This window comes from Bradyrhizobium iriomotense, from assembly GCF_018130765.1.
Lineage (GTDB): Bacteria > Pseudomonadota > Alphaproteobacteria > Rhizobiales > Xanthobacteraceae > Bradyrhizobium > Bradyrhizobium iriomotense_A.
This window is the reverse complement of sequence record NZ_JAFCJZ010000009.1, coordinates 256,044-273,346: the sequence shown is the minus strand read 5'-3', so window position 1 is coordinate 273,346 and position 17,303 is coordinate 256,044. Positions and strand designations below refer to the sequence as shown.

General features: G+C 65.0%; 19 protein-coding genes and 1 pseudogene. 11 read left to right on the top strand and 9 right to left on the bottom strand.

Annotated features, from left to right (window positions below):
* Window positions 1-239: 239 nt before the first annotated feature.
* On the bottom strand, window positions 240-3,344 hold the full coding sequence (locus JQ635_RS18170) for a DEAD/DEAH box helicase (protein ID WP_211411208.1): 3,105 nt from the start codon (window positions 3,342-3,344) through the stop codon (window positions 240-242).
* Window positions 3,345-3,979: 635 nt separating this feature from the next.
* Between JQ635_RS18170 and JQ635_RS18165 the strand changes: the two genes are divergently transcribed.
* A complete protein-coding gene (locus tag JQ635_RS18165) occupies window positions 3,980-4,219 on the top strand; it encodes a hypothetical protein (RefSeq protein ID WP_211411199.1) in 240 nt (79 codons plus the stop codon).
* Between the two features lie 156 nt (window positions 4,220-4,375).
* Window positions 4,376-4,660: a hypothetical protein gene (locus tag JQ635_RS18160; protein ID WP_211411198.1), complete on the top strand. Its 285-nt coding sequence runs from the start codon at window positions 4,376-4,378 to the stop codon at window positions 4,658-4,660.
* A 1-nt stretch (window position 4,661) separates the two neighbouring features.
* On the opposite strand, the gene JQ635_RS18155 is transcribed toward JQ635_RS18160, so the two are convergent.
* Both JQ635_RS18155 and JQ635_RS18150 read right to left on the bottom strand, forming a co-directional pair.
* Entirely contained in the window at window positions 4,662-5,054 is a 393-nt protein-coding gene (locus JQ635_RS18155; RefSeq protein WP_211411197.1) for an NUDIX hydrolase, read from the bottom strand.
* Window positions 5,055-5,198: 144 nt separating this feature from the next.
* Complete coding sequence (locus JQ635_RS18150; RefSeq protein WP_349631868.1) at window positions 5,199-6,290, bottom strand: AI-2E family transporter; 1,092 nt, start codon at window positions 6,288-6,290, stop codon at window positions 5,199-5,201.
* A gap of 159 nt (window positions 6,291-6,449) precedes the next feature.
* Here JQ635_RS18150 and JQ635_RS18145 point away from each other — a divergent pair, with 159 nt between their 5' ends.
* The 3 genes and pseudogenes from JQ635_RS18145 to JQ635_RS18135 all read left to right on the top strand — a co-directional run bounded on the left by JQ635_RS18145 (window position 6,450) and on the right by JQ635_RS18135 (window position 9,165).
* Entirely contained in the window at window positions 6,450-6,671 is a 222-nt protein-coding gene (locus JQ635_RS18145; RefSeq protein WP_211411195.1) for a hypothetical protein, read from the top strand.
* 122 nt (window positions 6,672-6,793) lie between these two features.
* Window positions 6,794-7,021, top strand: coding sequence for a hypothetical protein (locus JQ635_RS18140; RefSeq protein ID WP_211401914.1), 228 nt, complete (start codon window positions 6,794-6,796; stop codon window positions 7,019-7,021).
* A 95-nt stretch (window positions 7,022-7,116) separates the two neighbouring features.
* Window positions 7,117-9,165: pseudogene (locus tag JQ635_RS18135) on the top strand (acetoacetate--CoA ligase).
* A gap of 6 nt (window positions 9,166-9,171) precedes the next feature.
* On the opposite strand, the gene JQ635_RS18130 reads toward JQ635_RS18135, so the two are convergent.
* Window positions 9,172-9,384 carry a hypothetical protein gene (locus JQ635_RS18130; RefSeq protein ID WP_211411194.1) on the bottom strand — a complete coding sequence of 71 codons (213 nt, stop codon included), beginning with the start codon at window positions 9,382-9,384 and terminating at the stop codon, window positions 9,172-9,174.
* Window positions 9,385-9,582: 198 nt separating this feature from the next.
* On the opposite strand from JQ635_RS18130, the gene JQ635_RS18125 reads away from it, so the two are divergent.
* Window positions 9,583-9,882, top strand: coding sequence for a hypothetical protein (locus JQ635_RS18125; RefSeq protein ID WP_211411193.1), 300 nt, complete (start codon window positions 9,583-9,585; stop codon window positions 9,880-9,882).
* Between the two features lie 122 nt (window positions 9,883-10,004).
* On the opposite strand, the gene JQ635_RS18120 is transcribed toward JQ635_RS18125, so the two are convergent.
* The 3 genes from JQ635_RS18120 to JQ635_RS18110 form a co-directional block, all read right to left on the bottom strand.
* Window positions 10,005-10,412, bottom strand: a complete 408-nt coding sequence (locus tag JQ635_RS18120) for a hypothetical protein (RefSeq protein ID WP_211411192.1) — start codon at window positions 10,410-10,412, stop codon at window positions 10,005-10,007.
* A gap of 163 nt (window positions 10,413-10,575) precedes the next feature.
* Window positions 10,576-10,794, bottom strand: a complete 219-nt coding sequence (locus tag JQ635_RS18115) for a hypothetical protein (protein WP_211411191.1) — start codon at window positions 10,792-10,794, stop codon at window positions 10,576-10,578.
* Window positions 10,795-11,003: 209 nt separating this feature from the next.
* Window positions 11,004-11,288, bottom strand: a complete 285-nt coding sequence (locus JQ635_RS18110; RefSeq protein ID WP_211411190.1) for a hypothetical protein — start codon at window positions 11,286-11,288, stop codon at window positions 11,004-11,006.
* A gap of 188 nt (window positions 11,289-11,476) precedes the next feature.
* Here JQ635_RS18110 and JQ635_RS18105 point away from each other — a divergent pair, with 188 nt between their 5' ends.
* The 3 genes from JQ635_RS18105 to JQ635_RS18095 all read left to right on the top strand — a co-directional run bounded on the left by JQ635_RS18105 (window position 11,477) and on the right by JQ635_RS18095 (window position 13,077).
* Window positions 11,477-12,064 (top strand): formyltransferase family protein, encoded by a 588-nt coding sequence (locus JQ635_RS18105; RefSeq protein WP_211411189.1) that lies wholly within the window; start codon window positions 11,477-11,479, stop codon window positions 12,062-12,064.
* Window positions 12,065-12,236: 172 nt separating this feature from the next.
* Window positions 12,237-12,587 carry a hypothetical protein gene (locus JQ635_RS18100; protein ID WP_211411188.1) on the top strand — a complete coding sequence of 117 codons (351 nt, stop codon included), beginning with the start codon at window positions 12,237-12,239 and terminating at the stop codon, window positions 12,585-12,587.
* Complete coding sequence (locus JQ635_RS18095) at window positions 12,532-13,077, top strand: hypothetical protein (RefSeq protein WP_211411187.1); 546 nt, start codon at window positions 12,532-12,534, stop codon at window positions 13,075-13,077. Before JQ635_RS18100 ends, JQ635_RS18095 begins: the two co-directional genes overlap by 56 nt.
* A gap of 53 nt (window positions 13,078-13,130) precedes the next feature.
* Here the strand turns inward: JQ635_RS18095 and JQ635_RS18090 are convergent, their stop codons facing one another.
* Window positions 13,131-13,529, bottom strand: coding sequence for a RidA family protein (locus JQ635_RS18090; RefSeq protein ID WP_211411186.1), 399 nt, complete (start codon window positions 13,527-13,529; stop codon window positions 13,131-13,133).
* A gap of 150 nt (window positions 13,530-13,679) precedes the next feature.
* Between JQ635_RS18090 and JQ635_RS18085 the strand changes: the two genes are divergently transcribed.
* Window positions 13,680-14,552 (top strand): DMT family transporter, encoded by an 873-nt coding sequence (locus JQ635_RS18085; RefSeq protein WP_211411185.1) that lies wholly within the window; start codon window positions 13,680-13,682, stop codon window positions 14,550-14,552.
* Between the two features lie 203 nt (window positions 14,553-14,755).
* Complete coding sequence (locus tag JQ635_RS18080) at window positions 14,756-16,195, top strand: caspase family protein (protein WP_211411184.1); 1,440 nt, start codon at window positions 14,756-14,758, stop codon at window positions 16,193-16,195.
* A 55-nt stretch (window positions 16,196-16,250) separates the two neighbouring features.
* Here the strand turns inward: JQ635_RS18080 and JQ635_RS18075 are convergent, their stop codons facing one another.
* Entirely contained in the window at window positions 16,251-17,210 is a 960-nt protein-coding gene (locus JQ635_RS18075) for a LysR family transcriptional regulator (RefSeq protein WP_211411183.1), read from the bottom strand.
* Between the last annotated feature and the right edge of the window lie 93 nt (window positions 17,211-17,303).

Below are 17,303 nucleotides of genomic sequence, written 5' to 3'. Positions count from 1 at the left end.
CCGCGCCTCGCAATCGGCCGGTTCGTTCCAGCCTGAGCAACCAAACCACCAATTCTTGCCCAGCCTCGACGGGTCAACGGGCTGCGAGCCGGAAGCATGGCGTCGAACGATGCGCCGTGACGGAGAGCGGCTGAACCTGATCACGGGCCCGCGCCGGCCTTTCCGCCGGCTGCACAACACATTGTGCCAGCAGCACTTTGCTACTGTGCATGGGGTTGTTTTCACATCTTTAAGATGCCCTACCCCTCATCCAGCGCTTCGAACAACTCCTCCACCCGCTCCAACGGCGCATCGCGCATCGGGCTGTGATAGACGACGCGATCGCCGTCGCGCGGGAGTGACTTTCCTCTCGACTTCCGCAACCGCCCCGGCAGGAACGTCGCGGCCACCGCGCCGGGGCCGACGTCGAGGCGGATGATGCCGCGCCGCTTGCACGCGATCCTGAGCATGGCCGCGGCGAAGAAATCGCGGGCGACCTTCGGCAAGGGTCCGAAGCGGCGGGAGGTTTCCTCCTCGAGGTCCTCGAGATCGTCCTCGTTGCTGCATCGTGCGGCGCGCGCATAGAGCTCGAGCCGCACGGGCTCGGACTGCACATAGGTCTCGGGAAGCATGTCCCCGACCGGCAGGTTGAGGTCGGGCACCCACACCGCGGCGCGCTCCTCGTCGACCTTCTCCGAGGCCATTTTCAGGAGATGGCTGTAGAGCACGGGGCCGAACACCTGGACGTGGCCGGATTGCTGCTCCGAAAACAGATCGCCCGCGCCTCGCAGATCCAGATCGCGCTCGCTGATGGCAAAGCCCGCGCCCGGCCGGCTGAACTCCTCGAGCACGGCGAGCCGCTTCTCGGAGTGCCCGGACTCCGTCTCGGTCAAGAGATGGGCGAAGGCGCGGATGCCGCCGCGCCCGACGCGTCCGCGCAGCTGATGCAGCTGAGCGAGGCCGAATTTTTCGGGCCAGCACACCACGATGGTGTTGGCGCGGGGAATGTCGAGGCCGCTCTCGACGATGTTGGTCGCGAGCAGGACGTCGGCCCTGCCCTCGACGAAGCTCATCATGCGATCGTCGATCTCGTCGGCGGCCAGCCTGCCGTGCAGGCAGACGATGCGAAGGTCCGGTGCGACCGCCTGCACCCGCGCCAGCATCGGATCGAGGTCCTGGATGCGCGGACAGATCAGGAAGCTCTGCCCGTGGCGGCGCTGCTCGCGCAGCAGCGCGGAGGCGATGGCGGCATCCGACAGCGGCGCGATCCGGGTTGCGACCGGAAGCCGGTGCACCGGCGGCGAGGCGATCACGCTGAGGTCGCGGAAGCCGGCAAGGCCCGCAGCAAGCGTCCGCGGGATCGGCGTCGCGCTCATCATCAGCACATGGGCGTTCTTGGCGAGGCCGGCGAGCTTTACCTTCTCGGCCGCGCCAAAATGCTGCTCCTCGTCGATGATGACGAGGCCGAGATCATCGAACTTCACGTCCTTCGCCGTAAGCGCCTGCGTGCCGATCACGACCTTGATCCGGCCGCTGCGCAGGCCCTCCCTGGTCTCGCGCAGCTCCGCACCGGACGTTGCCCGCGACAGGTTTCCGACCTCGATGCCGAACGGCGCAAAACGCTTCTGGAACGTTGCGACGTGCTGCCGGGCCAGCACCGTCGTCGGCACCGCGATCGCCACCTGCTTGCCGGACAGCACCACGGCGGCCGCCGCGCGCAGCGCCACCTCGGTCTTGCCAAAGCCGACATCGCCGCAAACCACCCGGTCCATCGGGTGACCGGAGGCAAGATCATCCAGCACGTCGTGGATCGCCTTGGCCTGGTCGGTGGTGGTGAAATAGGGAAACCGCGCGACGAACTTCTCGTAGGCCGATCCCGGTGGCACCAGCTTTTCGGCGCGCCGCCGCCGGCGCTGGCTGATGTGCTTGGCCAGCACCTTGCCGGCGATCTGGATCTCGCGCTCGGCCTCGCTGCGCCGTGCCCACCACGTGCTGCCGTCCGCCTTGTCGAGCGCCAGCTTGCCGAGCTCGGCGGCGTAAGGCCACATGAGCGCCAGATCAGTCGGCGGCACCAGAACCGCATTGTCGCCCGCGAACTTCAGGCGGATCATCTCCCGCATCGCGCCGCCGCCGGTGTTGACCGTCTGCAGGCCATCGAGCACGGCTAGGCCGCGCTGGAGATGAACCACCACGGTGCCCTGCTCGGGCACATCGGCATGGTCGAAGGCCGCGCTCCAGGCGCGCGCCATCGGCTGCGCATGATGCGCCCGGCTGCCGAGCACGTCGGACGCCGTCACGACGACGAGAGGCTTTCGTCCCGGCACGACGAAGCCCGCATCGAGATCGGCCACAAGCGCCGCCTCGCCGCTTCCCCCGCGCGTCGCGTCCTCCCAATCCTCGCAGCGCTGTGCCTTGACGCCGCTCATCCGCTCCATCACGCGCAGATCTTCCTCTTGCGCGGCGACGAGGATCAGTCGCGAACCGGCCCGCCGCGTCTCCTCGACAAAGGCGCGCAGCGCTTTCCGTGCGGATGTCAGCTTCGAGAACTCGGGCACGGCCTGGAACGATGCGGTCCGCGGCAGCACCTTCATGCCCCTGGAGAGCTGCTTCCAGTCGCGGCGTCCGAGATATTCGCGCTCCCGCTCCGCGCGCGGCGCGGCCTCCTCGATCGTATCAAGCCAGCCGTCGGCATGCGCTGGGACCCCTGCATCGGCGATCCATTTGGCGCGTCCGCAATAGTCGAACAGGCTGGCGCGCTTGCCACCCTTGCCGGCAAAGCCAAGCCGCTCCGACATCGGATCGACCACGAGCTCCTTCGTCTCGAAGATGATGTCGTGCTCTTTCGGATCGAACGCCACGATCCGGTCGATCGCGCGATTGGAATGCTCGATACGGAACGGGCCGAGCGCGCCTGCGGGAAATATCTCGAACGTCTGTCCATGAAACAGCGCCCCGCCCGGATAGTCCGGCTCGTCGTCGAGATCGTATCCGAGGGATTCGAGGCGGGTCTCGAGCTCCCGCTCCGAAAATGCGCCGCCCGCCTTCAGACTGACGCTGAGGCGCAACAGGCTCGCCGGCGGCGGCAGACGCTCCATCACCGCCTCCGCGGTCGAGACGAGAAACAGCGGCTTCTTGGATCTTGCGAGGCGCCGCAGCACGGAGGCCCTGCGCCCTGCAAGCTCATGCGAGGGCTCGAGCTGATCGAACGGCAAGGTGTTCAGCCGCGGAAAGACCAAGACCTCGCAGGACGGATCGAGCGCGTGAATGACGCTGCCCAGCCGCTCCGCCCTGCTCTCGTTCTCGGCGAGAAACACGATGCCGCTGGGTCCGGACTGCTTCCATTGCGCGAGCAGATGAAGAGCCATCGAGCCGAGCGGCGACGACGACGAGATCGTGGCGCGCTGCGCCACCTCGCTCTTCCTGGGCGATGCCTTGGTCTTGAGCGATGCCTTGGTCGTCTTGGCTTTCAGCGATGTCCTGGACTTGGGCGATATCCTGGTCTTTGGCGATGCCCTCTTCAGCGATGCCTTGGCCGCCCGCGCCTTCTTTGCAAGCCTCACGTGAATCCGTTTCTGGTCGTAAACCGCCGCCAACTGAACACGCGCCGCCCTCGTGTCGATTCGGTGACGCGCCGCCATCCATATGGGATTTGCCCGGCGAACGCACGCCTTCCGGCAACGTTCCGTGCCTCGACAGAGGGGAACCGGGCCCCGTCCGAACCTTACAACGCGGCGTGGGATCGTGCCTCACTTGAGGCAAAGGCTGATGCGATCGAGGACCGCATCGCCAGCACGAAAAACCCCGGCGCTTGGACGCCGGGGCGTTTCGTTGGAAAATGATTTGGTGAAGCAATGTGCCTTCATAGCAGCGAATTGGCCGAGCGCTTGTGAACTGGTTCACACGCCCTGTCGGGGCAGCTGCCGCGGAACGGGGTACCGCGTGGCTCCGATTTGAGCGTTGGCGCGCCGCGCGCTAGGATGCCTCTTTTACGGAGGCTCATTTGAAACCATTCATTTTCATCGCTGCCAGCGTGCTGCTTGCAGCCACACCCGCCCGCTCGCAGGCGCTGGTCGATCCCAGCAAGGTCGCTCCCGAATTCCGCGAAGCCGCCGAGAAGCGCCGTGCCGAACAGATCCGGCAGCGCGAATGCGCGCTGAAAGCGGATCTCGAGAAGGTGCTGCCGAGAGATCGCACCGCATTTCTCAATCATTGCCTGGAGACCATGGCGGCCAAGCAATAGCTTCGCCGCGCGCGTGACGCGAGCATCGCCGACATGCTCGCGCCCGCTGCATCGGCTTGCGGCAGGCTGGCGGTGAATTCGCAAAAGGGCTTCAGGCTTTCTTCAGACATTTGCGATCAGCTGACGATCATTTCCATCAGTCATTGTCGATCGCGCATGGGCTCCGTCCAGATTCAGTGCACGCGCTGCAAGAACGTGTTCCGCGATCGCGCCGCGCGGTTGCAGGACGGTTATTCCAGGCAGTGTCCGAGTTGCGAGGTGGTGCTGTTCTTCGCCGAGGATTCCCAGCACCCCTTCGTCAAGCGCGCGATGCGCAACGCGCGCAAGGTCCGCAAGGAGCTGCGCGAGGCCGAGGCGGTGAGGCGCGCCGCGCCGGAGCCGCGCCTGGCGCGGTCGAGGTCATTCACCGGGCGGACGCAATCGGTGGAGCGAGACGACTAGCTCACCTGCGCCGCCGCTTCCTCGGAAACAGGCGGTCGCGGATGTAGCGCGAGGTCGGCGTCAGGCGGATGCCGCGCGGCTTCTGCCAGGCAGCGCGGTCGATCTCCTTCTTGTCGCCGATCGCCAGCCTGCCCTTGGCGCCCTTGGCGATGAAGATCGCGTCGCTCATCTTGCGACCGGAGCGCTTGTTCCTGGCCTTCACTTCCTTCCAGAGGCTGATCCTGCCGAGCTTCAGCTTGGGCAGCTCCTCCTTGATCTCCCGCCGCAGGCAATCCTTCTCGGACTCGCGCGCGCGTTTGCGGCCGCCCGGGAACATCCACAGGCCGTCCGACCGGCGTCTGACCAACAATACCTTGCCGCGCTTGGCGGCAACCAGCTTGGAAGACTTCGCCATTGCTGCCGTAATCGAGAATAGAATCGTCCCGATCGTAACTTGTCTAGTTGGACAGACAAGTTCGGGGCGCGTCTTGATCACAGCCTGCGGGACGTCGGGTCGGGCGATGAGAGAGCGCAGAAGCGCGCCGGTCGGGCCGCGAAATCAGCCTTCGCTGGCGCTCGCTCCTGCCTCCCCCCGGTCCTCCGTCCTGATCCAGGCCATCATCATCTCCCAGGCCACCGACAGGATGATCGGCCCGATGAACAGGCCGACGATGCCATGGGCGAGCGTGCCGCCGATCACGCCGACGAAGATCACGATGGTCGGCGTGGTCAGGCCGCGCCCCATCACCAGCGGCTTCAGCATGGTGTCGATGAAGCCGACCAGGACCAGAAACACCGTGAGCACCAGCGCCGTGGTAACGTCCTTGGCGGTCCAGATCCAGATGATGACAGGAAGCAGCACGAGGAAGGCGCCGATCTGCACGATCGAGAGCAGCAGCACGATGAAGGCGAGCAAGCCCGCACTCGGCACCGCCGCAAGCTTGAAACCGATGCCGGCGAGCAATGCCTGCACGATCGCGACGCCGATCACGCCTTGCGCCACGGCGCGGATGGTCGCGCCCGCGAGCCCCAGGAAATGCTCGCTCTGCTCGGGCACGATGCGAAACAGGAAGCCGCGGCCGGCAGCAACCAGCCGCGGCCCATGCGGAAACAGGAAGCCCGCCACGAACACCGAGACCAGAAACTGGAGCGTGCCGACGCCGGCATCGCCCGCGAGCGACAGCAGCGGCCCCGCCAGCGGCTGAAGATACGGCGCCACCTCGCGCAGCACTGCGCGGATGTTGGTGTAGGCCTGGTCCCAGAGCTCATAGAGCCAGGGGCCGACCAGCGGCCACGATTTGAGCTGCTCCGGCGCCGACTGCAGCGCGAGGTCGCCGGTGCCGAGCTGGTGCGCCAGCTCGCGCACGCCGTCCACCGCGCTGATGCCGAGCCAGGTCGCGGGGCCGATGACGATGCCGAGCGTGATGAGGGTGAGGATCGCCGCCGCAGTCTTGGGACGTCCGCCGAGGATCTTGGCGACCCAGCTGAAGGCCGGATAGAACGCCACCGCGAGCACGCCGCTCCAGGCCAGGATCGGCACGAACGGACGGATAATCAGGAAGGTCCAGATGATCAGCAGGGCGAGCAGGCCGAGCCGGATCACGAGCTGGATGATGTCCTCTCCCGTGAGGAGCTGACGGAGGCTTTTCACGGGCACGACCTTCCTTGCGGCATCGACGCGGGTTCCGGCACTTGCACGGGCAGCCGTTATTGCCAGCCCCGGGGCGGGCGTCAAGACGACCGCCCGCCCGCTTCGGACCCGCCGGCCACGGGTTTTGGAACGCATCGGCCCAAAAAGCATTCAGAGACAATGCCGCGCCGCCTCCAAGAGCCCGATCAGCATGCGGGAATTCACCGCACCATCCGCTTTTCGATCAAGCGAAACAGCGCGCCCGGCTATTGGCACTATGCCTACGCGATCGACGACAAGGTCCGCACTGGGCGGGTGCAAGGCAGGCTGCCACTGCTCGCCATCCGGCGCGTGCAGATGCGCATCGACAGGGACATGCGGACCGGCCGGACCGAGGGCTGATCCTGCCGTGACGCCGGCACGATTTGGCTAACGGCGATTAACCGGATTTCCCTGGACCGGTTTACGCCGATGCAAAGGCCCGTCCCTACCCTGCATCGAGGTCCCTGGAAACAACGCGTGCAATGGCCAACAGCATCTGGACGATTGAAGAATTCACCTGCACCGGTTGCAGCATGAACTACACCGCGACACGGGAGGAGCACGCTGAGGCGCATGTCGGCCACTTCAGGTGCAACATCTGTAGCAGCGTGGTGCACAGCTGGTCCGGCAAGCATCACTTCTTCGGCTGGCAGGCGGTGAAGACGAAGCCGCCGGTGTTCGGACGCCGCTGGGCGGGCGTGGAGTGGTAGGCTAAAAGCGGCCATTGCGGTCTGCACGAACGATGGCTTCTGCTCGTCTGCGGTGCGAGCTAGACTTTCCTCCCCGCAACTGAAGCCGACACGCAATGACCGCAGCTTTCGTTCCCCAGATCGCCCTCTACCGCAACTGGCTCGCCGAGCAGCGCGGCCTCTCCTTCGCGAGCTACGAGGACATGCGGCAATGGTCGGTGCGCGACCTCGACGGCTTCTGGCGCAGCATCTGGGATTATTACGATCTGCAATCGCCGGCACCGTTCGCGGCCGTGATCACCGAGCGCAAGATGCCGGGCGCGGTCTGGTTTCCGGGTGCGCAGGTCAACTATGCGCGGCAGGTGTTCCGGCATGTCGAGGCGGCCGATGCAGCCGGCCTGCCCGCGATCGTCAGCAGCGGCGAGGACGGCAAGCTCAGGGAGACGAGCTGGCCGGAGCTGCGGCGCAAGGCGGCGGCGCTCGCGCTGCATCTGAAGGAGAAGGGCATCAAGCCGGGCGATCGTGTTGCGGCCTATCTGCCCAACGTCCCCGAGACCATCATCGGTTTTCTCGCCAGCGCCAGCATCGGCGCGGTCTGGAGCGTCTGCGCGCCCGACATGGCCGCGCCCGCCGTGATCGATCGCTTCAAGCAGATCGAGCCGAAAGTGTTGATCGCCTGCGACGCCGTCACCTATGCCGGCCGGCGGCACGACCGACGCGATGTCGTCGCGGAGTTACGACGATCACTGCCCACGGTCGAGCACGTCATCCTGCACAGTGAGGCTGAAGCTGCGGCTACCCCAGATGCCCTGCTCTCCGAGATCACCGTAAGAACCGGCGCCGCGATCGACGCGTTCGAGCCGATGTGGCTGCCGTTCGATCATCCGCTCTGGATCGTCTATTCCAGCGGCACCACCGGCCTGCCGAAACCGATCGTGCACGGCCATGGCGGCATCGTCATCGTGGTGCTGGCGCTGCTCGGCCTGCACAACGACATCGGCTGCTCCTATCACCCAAACTCGTTCGGCGAGCGCTATCACTGGTACTCTTCGACCGGCTGGATCATGTGGAATTCGCAAGTCGGCGGCCTGCTCAGCGGCACCACCTGCTGCATCTTCGACGGCAGCCCCGGCGGCGCAAAAGACAAGCCGGACTGGAGCACGCTGTGGCGCTTCGTGGCGCAGTCGAAGGCGACCTTCTTCGGCGCCGGCGCGGCGTTCTTCGCGAGCTGCGCCAAGGCCGAGATCGATCTTGCCGCCGCCGGCGATCTGTCACGTCTGCGCTGCCTCGGCTCGACCGGCTCGCCGCTCAGCGCCGACACCCAAGCCTGGTTCAACGCGCGCTTCGCTGCGCTGTCGAAGACCAACGGCAGCAAGGCGCAGGCTGACATCTGGTGGGCGAACATCTCTGGCGGCACCGATTTCGCCGGCGCCTTCATCGGGGGAAATCGCGAACTGCCGCAAACACCGGGCGCGATGCAATGCCGCCTGCTCGGCGCGGCCGTCGAAGCCTTCAGCGAACAGGGCCGCGCCGTTATTGACGAGGTCGGCGAGCTCGTCTGCACCGAGCCAATGCCCTCGATGCCGCTCTATTTCTGGAACGACAAGGACGGTGCGCGCTATCGCGCCAGTTATTTCGAGACCTATCCGGACAATTTCGACGGCAGCGGTCGCGGGCCGGTGTGGCGACACGGCGACTGGCTCAAGGTCAATCCCGACGGCTCCTGCATCATCTACGGCCGCAGCGACGCCACCATCAACCGGCACGGCCTGCGCATGGGTACGAGCGAGCTCTATTCGGCGATCGAGGCGCTGCCGGAGGTGCTCGATAGCCTCGTCGTCGACCTCGAATATCTCGGCCGCGACAGCTAAATGCCGCTGTTCGTGGTGCTGCGCGAGGGCACAGCGCTCGATGCCGCGATGCAGGCGAAGATCAACAAGGCGATCGAGGCCGGTCTGTCACGCCGCTTCCTGCCGAATGAAATCTTCGCCGTCGCCGAGATCCCGCGCACGCTGTCGGGCAAGAAGCAGGAGCTGCCGATCAAGAAGCTGCTGCTCGGCCACCCCGTCGAGAAGGTCATCAACAAGGAGGCGATGGCCAACCCCGCCTGCCTCGACTGGTACCTCGCCTTCGCGCGCGACGATCTGGCGCGAAGCGCGGCGTAGTTTCGATCAGCCCCCGCCGAAATTGGAGGGATCGAGATTCCTGTTCTCCGACGGCGGGATCGGCGGCCAGCCGGGAAATTTGTACCAGCCGGGCGGCACCGGCGCGTCCTCGGACGGACGGACGACCACGGGGTGATGCGGGCGGGCGTGGTGCGCCGGCGCGGCGGCGGCAGCCGCGCATGCCGACATCAAGAGGATCACAACCGGGATAAACCGCATCGCATGGGCTCCAAACGTCCACCCAGGCCGACATGTGGTGCGGGAACCATGCTGTGCCCACGCATCGCGTCGTCACGACCGGTCACAACGGCGGCACCGCGACATGCGGACGATCAGCCCAATTGCGCCGATGCCGTTTGCACTCCGTTCACCGATCGCCGCTAGATCAGGACGAATCCACAGCGACGAACACCTGACATGGCCGACCTCAACGCCGTCCTCACCAGGCTCAACGACCGCCTGCTCCGCCTCGAGGGCGAGCTGTTCGTGCTGCGCTCGCTGGCGCGCGCGACGCTGACCGCAGGCGACGACCATGCTGAGCGCATGCGCAAGCTGGTTGAGGCCGCCAAGGTCGCGCTCGACGACGAGGCACAGCGTCCCCTGGACAAGCCCACTCGGAAATATGTCGAGGCTGCGAGTGCCATGGTCGAGGAACTGCTGGTCGAACCGACCAAGGCCCGACCGCTGTTCACGGTGATCGACGGCGGGAAATCCTAAAGCGCGATGAAATTGGGGTGAATCGTCATCGCGCTTTGGATCATGATCTGAGCATGATCTTCTCGGAAAACCGTAGCGCACTTTGCGCTAACGCGTCCCTCCGGGTCCGGATCGATCATGCTCTAGCGCCCGTACATGCCGGGGGCGCGTGCACCGCTCGGATAGCACCGTCCGCTCGAATAATTGTAGTCGTAGCCGTCGGGACAAAGTCCGCCGCGGCGGCCATATTCGGGTTGCCCGTACATGCCGGGTGCCCGCGCACGGTTCGGATAGCAATTGCCGTTGGAATAATTGTAGTCGTACCCGTCCGGGCAGAGTCCACCCCGGTAGGTCGGCTCGGGAGCCGTGTAGTAGCCGGGCGCGTGATAGTTGTTCGGATAGCAACGGCCGTTCGAGTGGTTGAAATCATAGCCGTCCGGACATTGCCCACCTGGACCACCTCGGAACTGAACCTGCTCCACGATGGGCGCCGGCGATGCCGCAGGCGCGCTTGCAAACGCAATCAGGCCAGCCAGCGCAAGCTCGATCATGACGTCTCCTCCAAATCTCCGAGACAAACCTCGCAGGATTCGTGTCCCACGGAATGACCGGCCGATAGAGACATGGCCGGGCTGAACCTTGCATGAACCGGAATCGACCAGCGACGATGCGCAGCACCTCAGTCCGCGCAAAAGTTCACCTCGCTGAGCCGCGCTACGCTGCCGTGGAATTCGCCGCCTTCAGCCGGCTGAGCCCCGCCTCGATGATCGCGATCTCCTCGTCGATCTGGCCGATCGGCAGGCTGAAATCGTAGCCCGACCTGCTCTTCAAATCGACCGCGAGACGCTGCCTGTGCATCATCAGCTGGTCGAGGCCGCGGCGGTTCTTCAGCCGCACATAGGCGTCCACGATCTGCTCAATTGCGCTCGGCATAAATCGGTCCCGGCAAAAATGTCCGCACGGCGCACCCACGCCGGCGGGGACATTTTTGGTGTCGCGGTACGCAATACAAATCCGCGACGGATTCGTCGATACGACAAGCTGGTTGAGAACGTATTACCGTCAGATGATTTCGTGACGCACGGCATGAAAAAGCCGCTGGCGATTACGCCAGCGGCCACAGCCGTCGCCGCCCGGCAACGCTAATCCGTGACGCAGAAATATGTCCGCGGCGCTTTGCGATAGGCGCTGTAGCGATAGTACGGCCGGTAGGCGTAACCGCGATAAAGCGCCGGCGGCTCCTCGCCGTAATAGGCGTCGTGATAGAAGTTGTGGATGGTCCCCTCAGCGCAGCGATAGGTATCCCAGGTCGGGCCGATGAACGGCGCCACGCCGATTTCCGGCGGCACCGCCGGATAAGGCCCTCCGGCGCGAGCCGGCGTGGCCACGATCAGTGCAATGAGAAGGAAAAACCACGCGCTGCGCATGCGCTCGCTCCGAGCTGGTGCAATGTGCCTATGGAAGCACCGGAACGACCGGCCGCGCAATCGCGGAAAACAGCCGTCCCGCGCCCGGCGCATTGTTGATAACCGCCGCAAACGGCCCGCGGATGGTGACACGGCTGCCGGACATGTTATCGGGGTATGACGCAGTTGCGAGACGGATCGGACCCCCCATGCGCATTACCCTCGTCGGCTCCCGCCATTTCGGTGTGACCACTCTGAACATGCTCCGAGAGCACAGCGTCTCGATCGCGCGGATCGTGGTGGCGGACGCCGACGATCGCCTGGCCGCGGCGGCCAAGGCGGCCGGCATCGAGGTCGTGGTGCAGGCCAATCCGAAGCTGGTGGTGGCCTCCGAGATCGCTCCTGACACCGATTTGATCATCACGGCACATAGCCATGCCCGGATCGGCAGGGACGCGCTCGCTGCGGCCAGGTTCGGCGGGATCGGCTACCATCCCTCGCTGCTGCCGCGTCACCGCGGCAAGGCCGCCGTGGAATGGACCATCAAGGAAGGCGATCCGATCGCCGGCGGCACCATCTATCGTCTCGCCGACCGCATGGATGCCGGCGCCATCGCCGCCCAGGACTGGTGCTTCGTCAAGAAGGGCGAGACCGCCCGCGAGCTCTGGGAGCGTGCGCTCGCCCCACTCGGGCTCAAATTGCTGGCCGACGTGATCGACTACATCAAGGTCCACAAGGCCCTGCCGGAGAAAGTCCAGGACGAGCAGTTCGCGACCTCGGCCCCGAGTCTCTCCTGACGTTTACCCTTAACGTGAGGGTGCATTGATTCTGCTTGAAAAATCGGGGCCAAAAACACAAATAAACCATTGTTTCCACAGGAACAATTTTCGATTTGGCAGCGCAACAAATTTCCGTCACATTTTGTCCGAATAAGCGACAGCATATCAGACATACTCAAGGACGGAATTCATGCGTTTTGCTCGCATCGCGGCGTTCTGTGCCGCTTCAGTTTTCACCGGCACCGTCGCCGCTCCCGCCTTCGCCCAGAGCCCCTATGACGGCAACTGGCAGGTCACCATCGTGACCAAGAGCGGCTCGTGCGAGCCGACCGCGAGCTCGATGCTGACGGTTGCCGACGGCAAGATCACCGCGCCCGGCGCTAACGTTTCCGGCACCATCGGCAGTGGGGGACTTGTGAAAGTTTCGATCAATGGTGCATATGCCAACGGTCAACTCAACGGCAACGCCGGATCGGGGAAGTGGAATGGAGCATCTGCAGGCATACCGTGCAGCGGGCGGTGGGAAGCATCGCGCCAATAAACCAATCGAGGCTCGCGCCCGGAGCCGGCGGCTGCTGATTGCGGCCGCCGTTTTGTTTGCGGCGGGGCTCGCCAACTCTGAAAGCAAGGCCCAGGCCGGCCCGTTCGCCCCGCTTGCGGGCAGCTGGAGCGGCGGCGGCATCGTGACACTGGACGACGGGTCCACCGAACGCATCCGCTGCCGGGCCAAATACGCCCCGATCGGCCCCACGATGGAGATGTCGCTGACCTGTGCCAGCGACGCTTACAAGTTCAATCTCGCCGCCAGCGTGAGGGCCGAGGGCGGCGCCGTCACCGGCAGCTGGTCCGAGGCCAGCCGTAACATCTCCGGCTCGCTCCAGGGCCGCGGCGGTGGTGGAAACTTCGAGGTGGTCGTCTCTGCCGCCGGCTTCAACGCCAACCTCGCGCTACGGACGAGCGGCAACAAGCAGACCGTCGCGATCCGTGCGGATAGCCAGTTCCGCGGCGCCAACATCTCGATGTCGAAGTAACACGCCAGGGTGACACGACAATCGATCCGGCGACCTTCGCCGGATCGATTTTTTTATGCGCCCGGCACGAACGCGGTGACCTCGATCTCGACCTTGGCCCGCTCGTCCACGAGACCGCCGATATAGAGCAGCGTCGAGGGCGGGAAATTGCGCCCCAGCGTCTCCTTCCAGGCCGCGCCGATGCCGGCACCCGCGGCCTCATATTCGCTGCGGCTGGTCAGGTACCAGGTCAGGCGGACGATGTGCTCGGGGCCGGCGCCGGCCTCGCCCAGCAGCTTGATGATCCGCTGCAGCGCGGCTCCGACCTGCGCCGCCATGTCAGGCGCGTAATTGCCCGCCTCGTCGCCGCCGGTCTGTCCGGCGAGCACCACCCACCTGCCCGGCCCTTCGACCACGACACCATGGGAAAAGCCGCGCGGTTTTTTCCACTCGGCCGGCTGCAAGATGCGCATGGGCAATATCTCCCGATCTTCTCGTTGTTCGCTGATGCCTTAACACGCCGCCCTGCATCGCTGCATCCGCAGATTTGGCCGTTGCAAACGGCGGCGATGTCGCCGATACCGGCCGTCCCTTCGGATTTCACCCTTTCCGCATCCGCCGCAATGAGCACGACACCGTCCAAAACGATGGCTGCACTGTGGATGTCCGGCTGGCTGTCGCTGACGCTGATCATGGCGGTGGCCGGGCGCGAGACCGCACGCGAGCTCAACGTCTTCGAGATCATGGAGATCCGTTCGCTGGCGGGCTTCGTCCTGCTGGCGCCGATCATCTATCGCGCCGGCGGCTTTGGGGTGCTCAGGACATCGCGCCTGCAACACCACGTCGCGCGCAACCTGGTGCACTATGTTGCCCAGCTCGGCTGGTTCTTTGCGCTGACGCTAATCCCGATCGGCCAGGTCGTGGCGATCGAGTTCACCATGCCGATCTGGACCGCGATCCTCGCGGCGAGCTTCCTCTCCGAGCGCATGACGCCGTGGAAGATCGCCGCCATCGTGCTCGGCCTCGTCGGTGTGATCGTGATCGTGCGGCCGGCCACCGGCGAGATCAACCAGGGCCAGCTCATCGCGCTCGGGGCCGCCATCGGATTCGGCGTCTCGATGGCGCTGGTGAAATCGCTGACCCGCACCGAAAGTGCGCTGTCGATCCTGTTCTGGATGCTGGTGGTGCAGTCGGTCGCGGGCTTCGTGCCGACGCTGCTGGTCTGGACCTGGCCGTCGTCCTACGCCTGGGCCTGGGTCGGCGTGATCGCCGTCTGCGGAACGTTTTCGCACTACTGCCTCGCCAGCGCGATGCGCTATGCCGATGCGACGATCGTGGTTCCCATGGACTTCCTCCGGGTTCCGCTGACCGCAACCGCAGGTTGGCTGCTGTATTCGGAGCGGCTCGACGCCTGGACCGTCCTCGGCGCGGCGCTGATCCTGTGCGGGAATCTCCTGAATTTGAAGCCGGCGCCGGTTCTCGCCCGCGCCCAGTGAACCCGCGCGCTGCTTTGCGCGACAAACAGAGTGGTCGAGCGTGATTTGGATCACGTTGGAGAGCCCCTCCATCGTGCACATTCGGCCACACAGCAGCGGGTTGAACGCGACGTACCGCCGTTTTGGTGGCGCGAAGTCGGGCACTTCGTGTAGGTTCGTTGCCAATTTGTTGCTGCCTGCAATTCGATTCTGGGGATTTCAGAATGCGCTATCTCACCCTGCTCGCCTCGCTGATGTGCGTGGCACTGTCGGTCAGTGCCGCGAAGGCCGACCGTCGCGTCGCCTTCGTCGTCGGCAACGGCTCCTACAAGAACGTCGCGCAATTGCCGAACCCGCCGATCGACGCCAAGGCCATGGCGGCGACGCTGCGCAATGTCGGATTCGAGGTGATCGAAGGGTCCAACCTCAGCCGCGACCAGATGACGGAGAAGCTGCTCGACTTCGGCCGCAAGGCGCAGGGCTCCGATATCGCACTGTTCTATTATGCCGGCCACGGCATCGCCGTCGGCGGCACCAACTACCTGCTGCCGGTCGATGCCGACATCAAGACTGAGATGGACGTCAAGCTGGGCGCTGCCATCAACATCGACCTGACGCTCGAGCAGACCATGGGCGATGCCAAGGTCAAGCTCGTCTTCCTCGATGCCTGCCGCGACAATCCGTTCGCCGCCAAGATCAAGTCGAACTCGGCGACCCGCAGCGTCAACGTGCAGAGCGGCCTTGCCGAGATGAAGTCCGGCGAAGGCACGCTGATCGCGTTCGCGACCGGCCCGGGCCAGACAGCCCTCGACGGACAGGAAGGCAACAACAGCCCGTTCACTCGCGCGCTGATCGACAACATCACCAAGCCTGGCATCGAGATCCAGCAGGCGATGACCTCAGTCCGCGCCCAGGTCAACGAGGAGACCCACAAGGGCCAGCTGCCCTGGGGCCACACCAACCTGATCGGCGCGGTCTATCTCAACCAGGCTCCGACGACGCAGGTTGCCAACGCGGCGCCGACAGCGGCTGGCAGCGTCCCCGTGGCGGCCGCCGGCAGCTCGGATGGTGTCGAGCTCGAATACTGGCGCTCGGTGAAGGAGTCGAACAAGCCGGAAGAGCTCAACGCCTACCTCACCGCCTATCCCAACGGCCAGTTCAAGGCACTGGCGCTGGCGCGGATTGCCGCGATCAAGAGCGGACCGTCGACGACGACCCGCACCCTCAACGCCGGCGTCGATCCCGCAGCCTTTACCGATGAGGCCTCTCAGCTCACCGAGGACCAGATCGGCCTCGACAAGAACCAGCGCCGCGACGTGCAGCGTCGCCTCACCGGGCTCGGCTTCGACACCAAGCAGACCGGCGCGTTCAGCGAGGAAACCCGGACCGTCATCAAGCGCTGGCAGGCCGCGCGCGGCTATCCCTCGTCAGGCTATCTCAACAAGCCCCAGCACAAGGCCCTGCTCTCGGAGGTCGTGGCCACACCGCCGACGGCGAGCGACAACAGCCAGAAGGCGGCCCGGCGCGCCGCCAGCGCCCCGGCTCCGAGCAGCGCGCCGGCACCGGCGCCTCAACAGCGCAGCAGCAGCCCCGGCGATGCCGCCGGTGCGGCCTTCGTCGGCGGTGTCGTCGGCGGCATGATGGGCGGCATGTTCCGCCGCTGAGGCAGGACGGCAGATTCAAAAACAAAAGCCCGGCTTGCGCCGGGCTTTTTCGTTACTAATAATCCTGGGTGAACCAGGGCACGAGCGTGCGGATGCGCGGCATCGCCTGCGTCGTAATGCTCGTTCGCGCCATCTCTGCGATGCGCGGCGCCAGCGATGACAGATCTCCGCGGCGGGTCACCAGAAGCAGTTCACGGAAAAATCCGGGACCCGGCAAAGGAACAGCACGGACTTGAGCCGCGTGGGCAAGCCCCTGCAACAGACACAGCGGCGTGGTGATCGCCACGCCCATGCCGGTCGCGACCATGGCGACCAGGCTGTCCGAGGTGTCAAACTCGAAGGCCCGTGGAGGACGAATGCCCAGACGGCTCAGATGGCGTTCGACCTGTGCACCGACATAAGAGCGTTCGCTATGCCGGACCAGACGATGCCGGGCGAGAATCTCGCGCAAATCGAGGTCGGCAAATTCGGCCTCCAATCCGCGCGGCACTAAGAGCAGATACGGCTCGCGGTAGAACGGAAAGCGCTCGACGTCATAGAGATCGTCCATGGCATCGCACGTGATCGCCGCGTCGATCATGCGACGAACCAGCGCCTCTGCATGAGAATGGGCAAGACCCGACCATGCCGACAGGCTTAGCGCGATCGACCCCGACATCAGCTCCTTGACGAGGTGCGCGCCGACGGTGCCTGCGTAGGAGTCGACGAGGCCGAGTCGAAGATCAATGCGCTCGGACTGTTCGGCCGCGGCCCGCAGCGTGCTGAGAAGCACGTCAAGGTCGCGGTTCAGATCGAGGACGCGGTCCGCAAGGATGCGCCCTGCCCGGGTCGGCGTCAGCGGCCTGCGGCTCCGGTTGAAGAATGCGACACCGACCGCGGCTTCGGCGCGCCGGACCGCCTGAGACACGGCGGATTGCGTCATCCCGAATTGTCGCGACGCCTCCAGCATGCTGCCGGAGTCCGCGACAGCTGCGACAATCTGTAGGCTTCGCAGGTCTGGGACGGGCAGCTGCATCCCCATGACTTAAGCAAAAGTCATATGAAAATGCAAATTTGCTTCATTACATGAATTATTCTTGTAGGTGAGCCGCATCTGAAAGCAGAATTC

What these genes read in the sequence shown, in the direction of transcription:
- JQ635_RS18075 (WP_211411183.1), bottom strand. Translation starts at nt 17,210, where the DNA reads ATGCAGCTGCCCGTCCCAGACCTGCGAAGCCTACAGATTGTCGCAGCT.
- JQ635_RS18145 (WP_211411195.1), top strand. Translation starts at nt 6,450, where the DNA reads ATGCCGCGCCGCCTCCAAGAGCCCGATCAGCATGCGGGAATTCACCGC.
- JQ635_RS18095 (WP_211411187.1), top strand. Translation starts at nt 12,532, where the DNA reads ATGGAGCATCTGCAGGCATACCGTGCAGCGGGCGGTGGGAAGCATCGC.
- JQ635_RS18100 (WP_211411188.1), top strand. Translation starts at nt 12,237, where the DNA reads ATGCGTTTTGCTCGCATCGCGGCGTTCTGTGCCGCTTCAGTTTTCACC.
- JQ635_RS18120 (WP_211411192.1), bottom strand. Translation starts at nt 10,412, where the DNA reads ATGATCGAGCTTGCGCTGGCTGGCCTGATTGCGTTTGCAAGCGCGCCT.
- JQ635_RS18110 (WP_211411190.1), bottom strand. Translation starts at nt 11,288, where the DNA reads ATGCGCAGCGCGTGGTTTTTCCTTCTCATTGCACTGATCGTGGCCACG.
- JQ635_RS18125 (WP_211411193.1), top strand. Translation starts at nt 9,583, where the DNA reads ATGGCCGACCTCAACGCCGTCCTCACCAGGCTCAACGACCGCCTGCTC.
- JQ635_RS18105 (WP_211411189.1), top strand. Translation starts at nt 11,477, where the DNA reads ATGCGCATTACCCTCGTCGGCTCCCGCCATTTCGGTGTGACCACTCTG.
- JQ635_RS18160 (WP_211411198.1), top strand. Translation starts at nt 4,376, where the DNA reads ATGGGCTCCGTCCAGATTCAGTGCACGCGCTGCAAGAACGTGTTCCGC.
- JQ635_RS18130 (WP_211411194.1), bottom strand. Translation starts at nt 9,384, where the DNA reads ATGCGGTTTATCCCGGTTGTGATCCTCTTGATGTCGGCATGCGCGGCT.
- JQ635_RS18085 (WP_211411185.1), top strand. Translation starts at nt 13,680, where the DNA reads ATGAGCACGACACCGTCCAAAACGATGGCTGCACTGTGGATGTCCGGC.
- JQ635_RS18090 (WP_211411186.1), bottom strand. Translation starts at nt 13,529, where the DNA reads ATGCGCATCTTGCAGCCGGCCGAGTGGAAAAAACCGCGCGGCTTTTCC.
- JQ635_RS18155 (WP_211411197.1), bottom strand. Translation starts at nt 5,054, where the DNA reads ATGGCGAAGTCTTCCAAGCTGGTTGCCGCCAAGCGCGGCAAGGTATTG.
- JQ635_RS18080 (WP_211411184.1), top strand. Translation starts at nt 14,756, where the DNA reads ATGCGCTATCTCACCCTGCTCGCCTCGCTGATGTGCGTGGCACTGTCG.
- JQ635_RS18140 (WP_211401914.1), top strand. Translation starts at nt 6,794, where the DNA reads ATGGCCAACAGCATCTGGACGATTGAAGAATTCACCTGCACCGGTTGC.
- JQ635_RS18170 (WP_211411208.1), bottom strand. Translation starts at nt 3,344, where the DNA reads ATGGCTCTTCATCTGCTCGCGCAATGGAAGCAGTCCGGACCCAGCGGC.
- JQ635_RS18115 (WP_211411191.1), bottom strand. Translation starts at nt 10,794, where the DNA reads ATGCCGAGCGCAATTGAGCAGATCGTGGACGCCTATGTGCGGCTGAAG.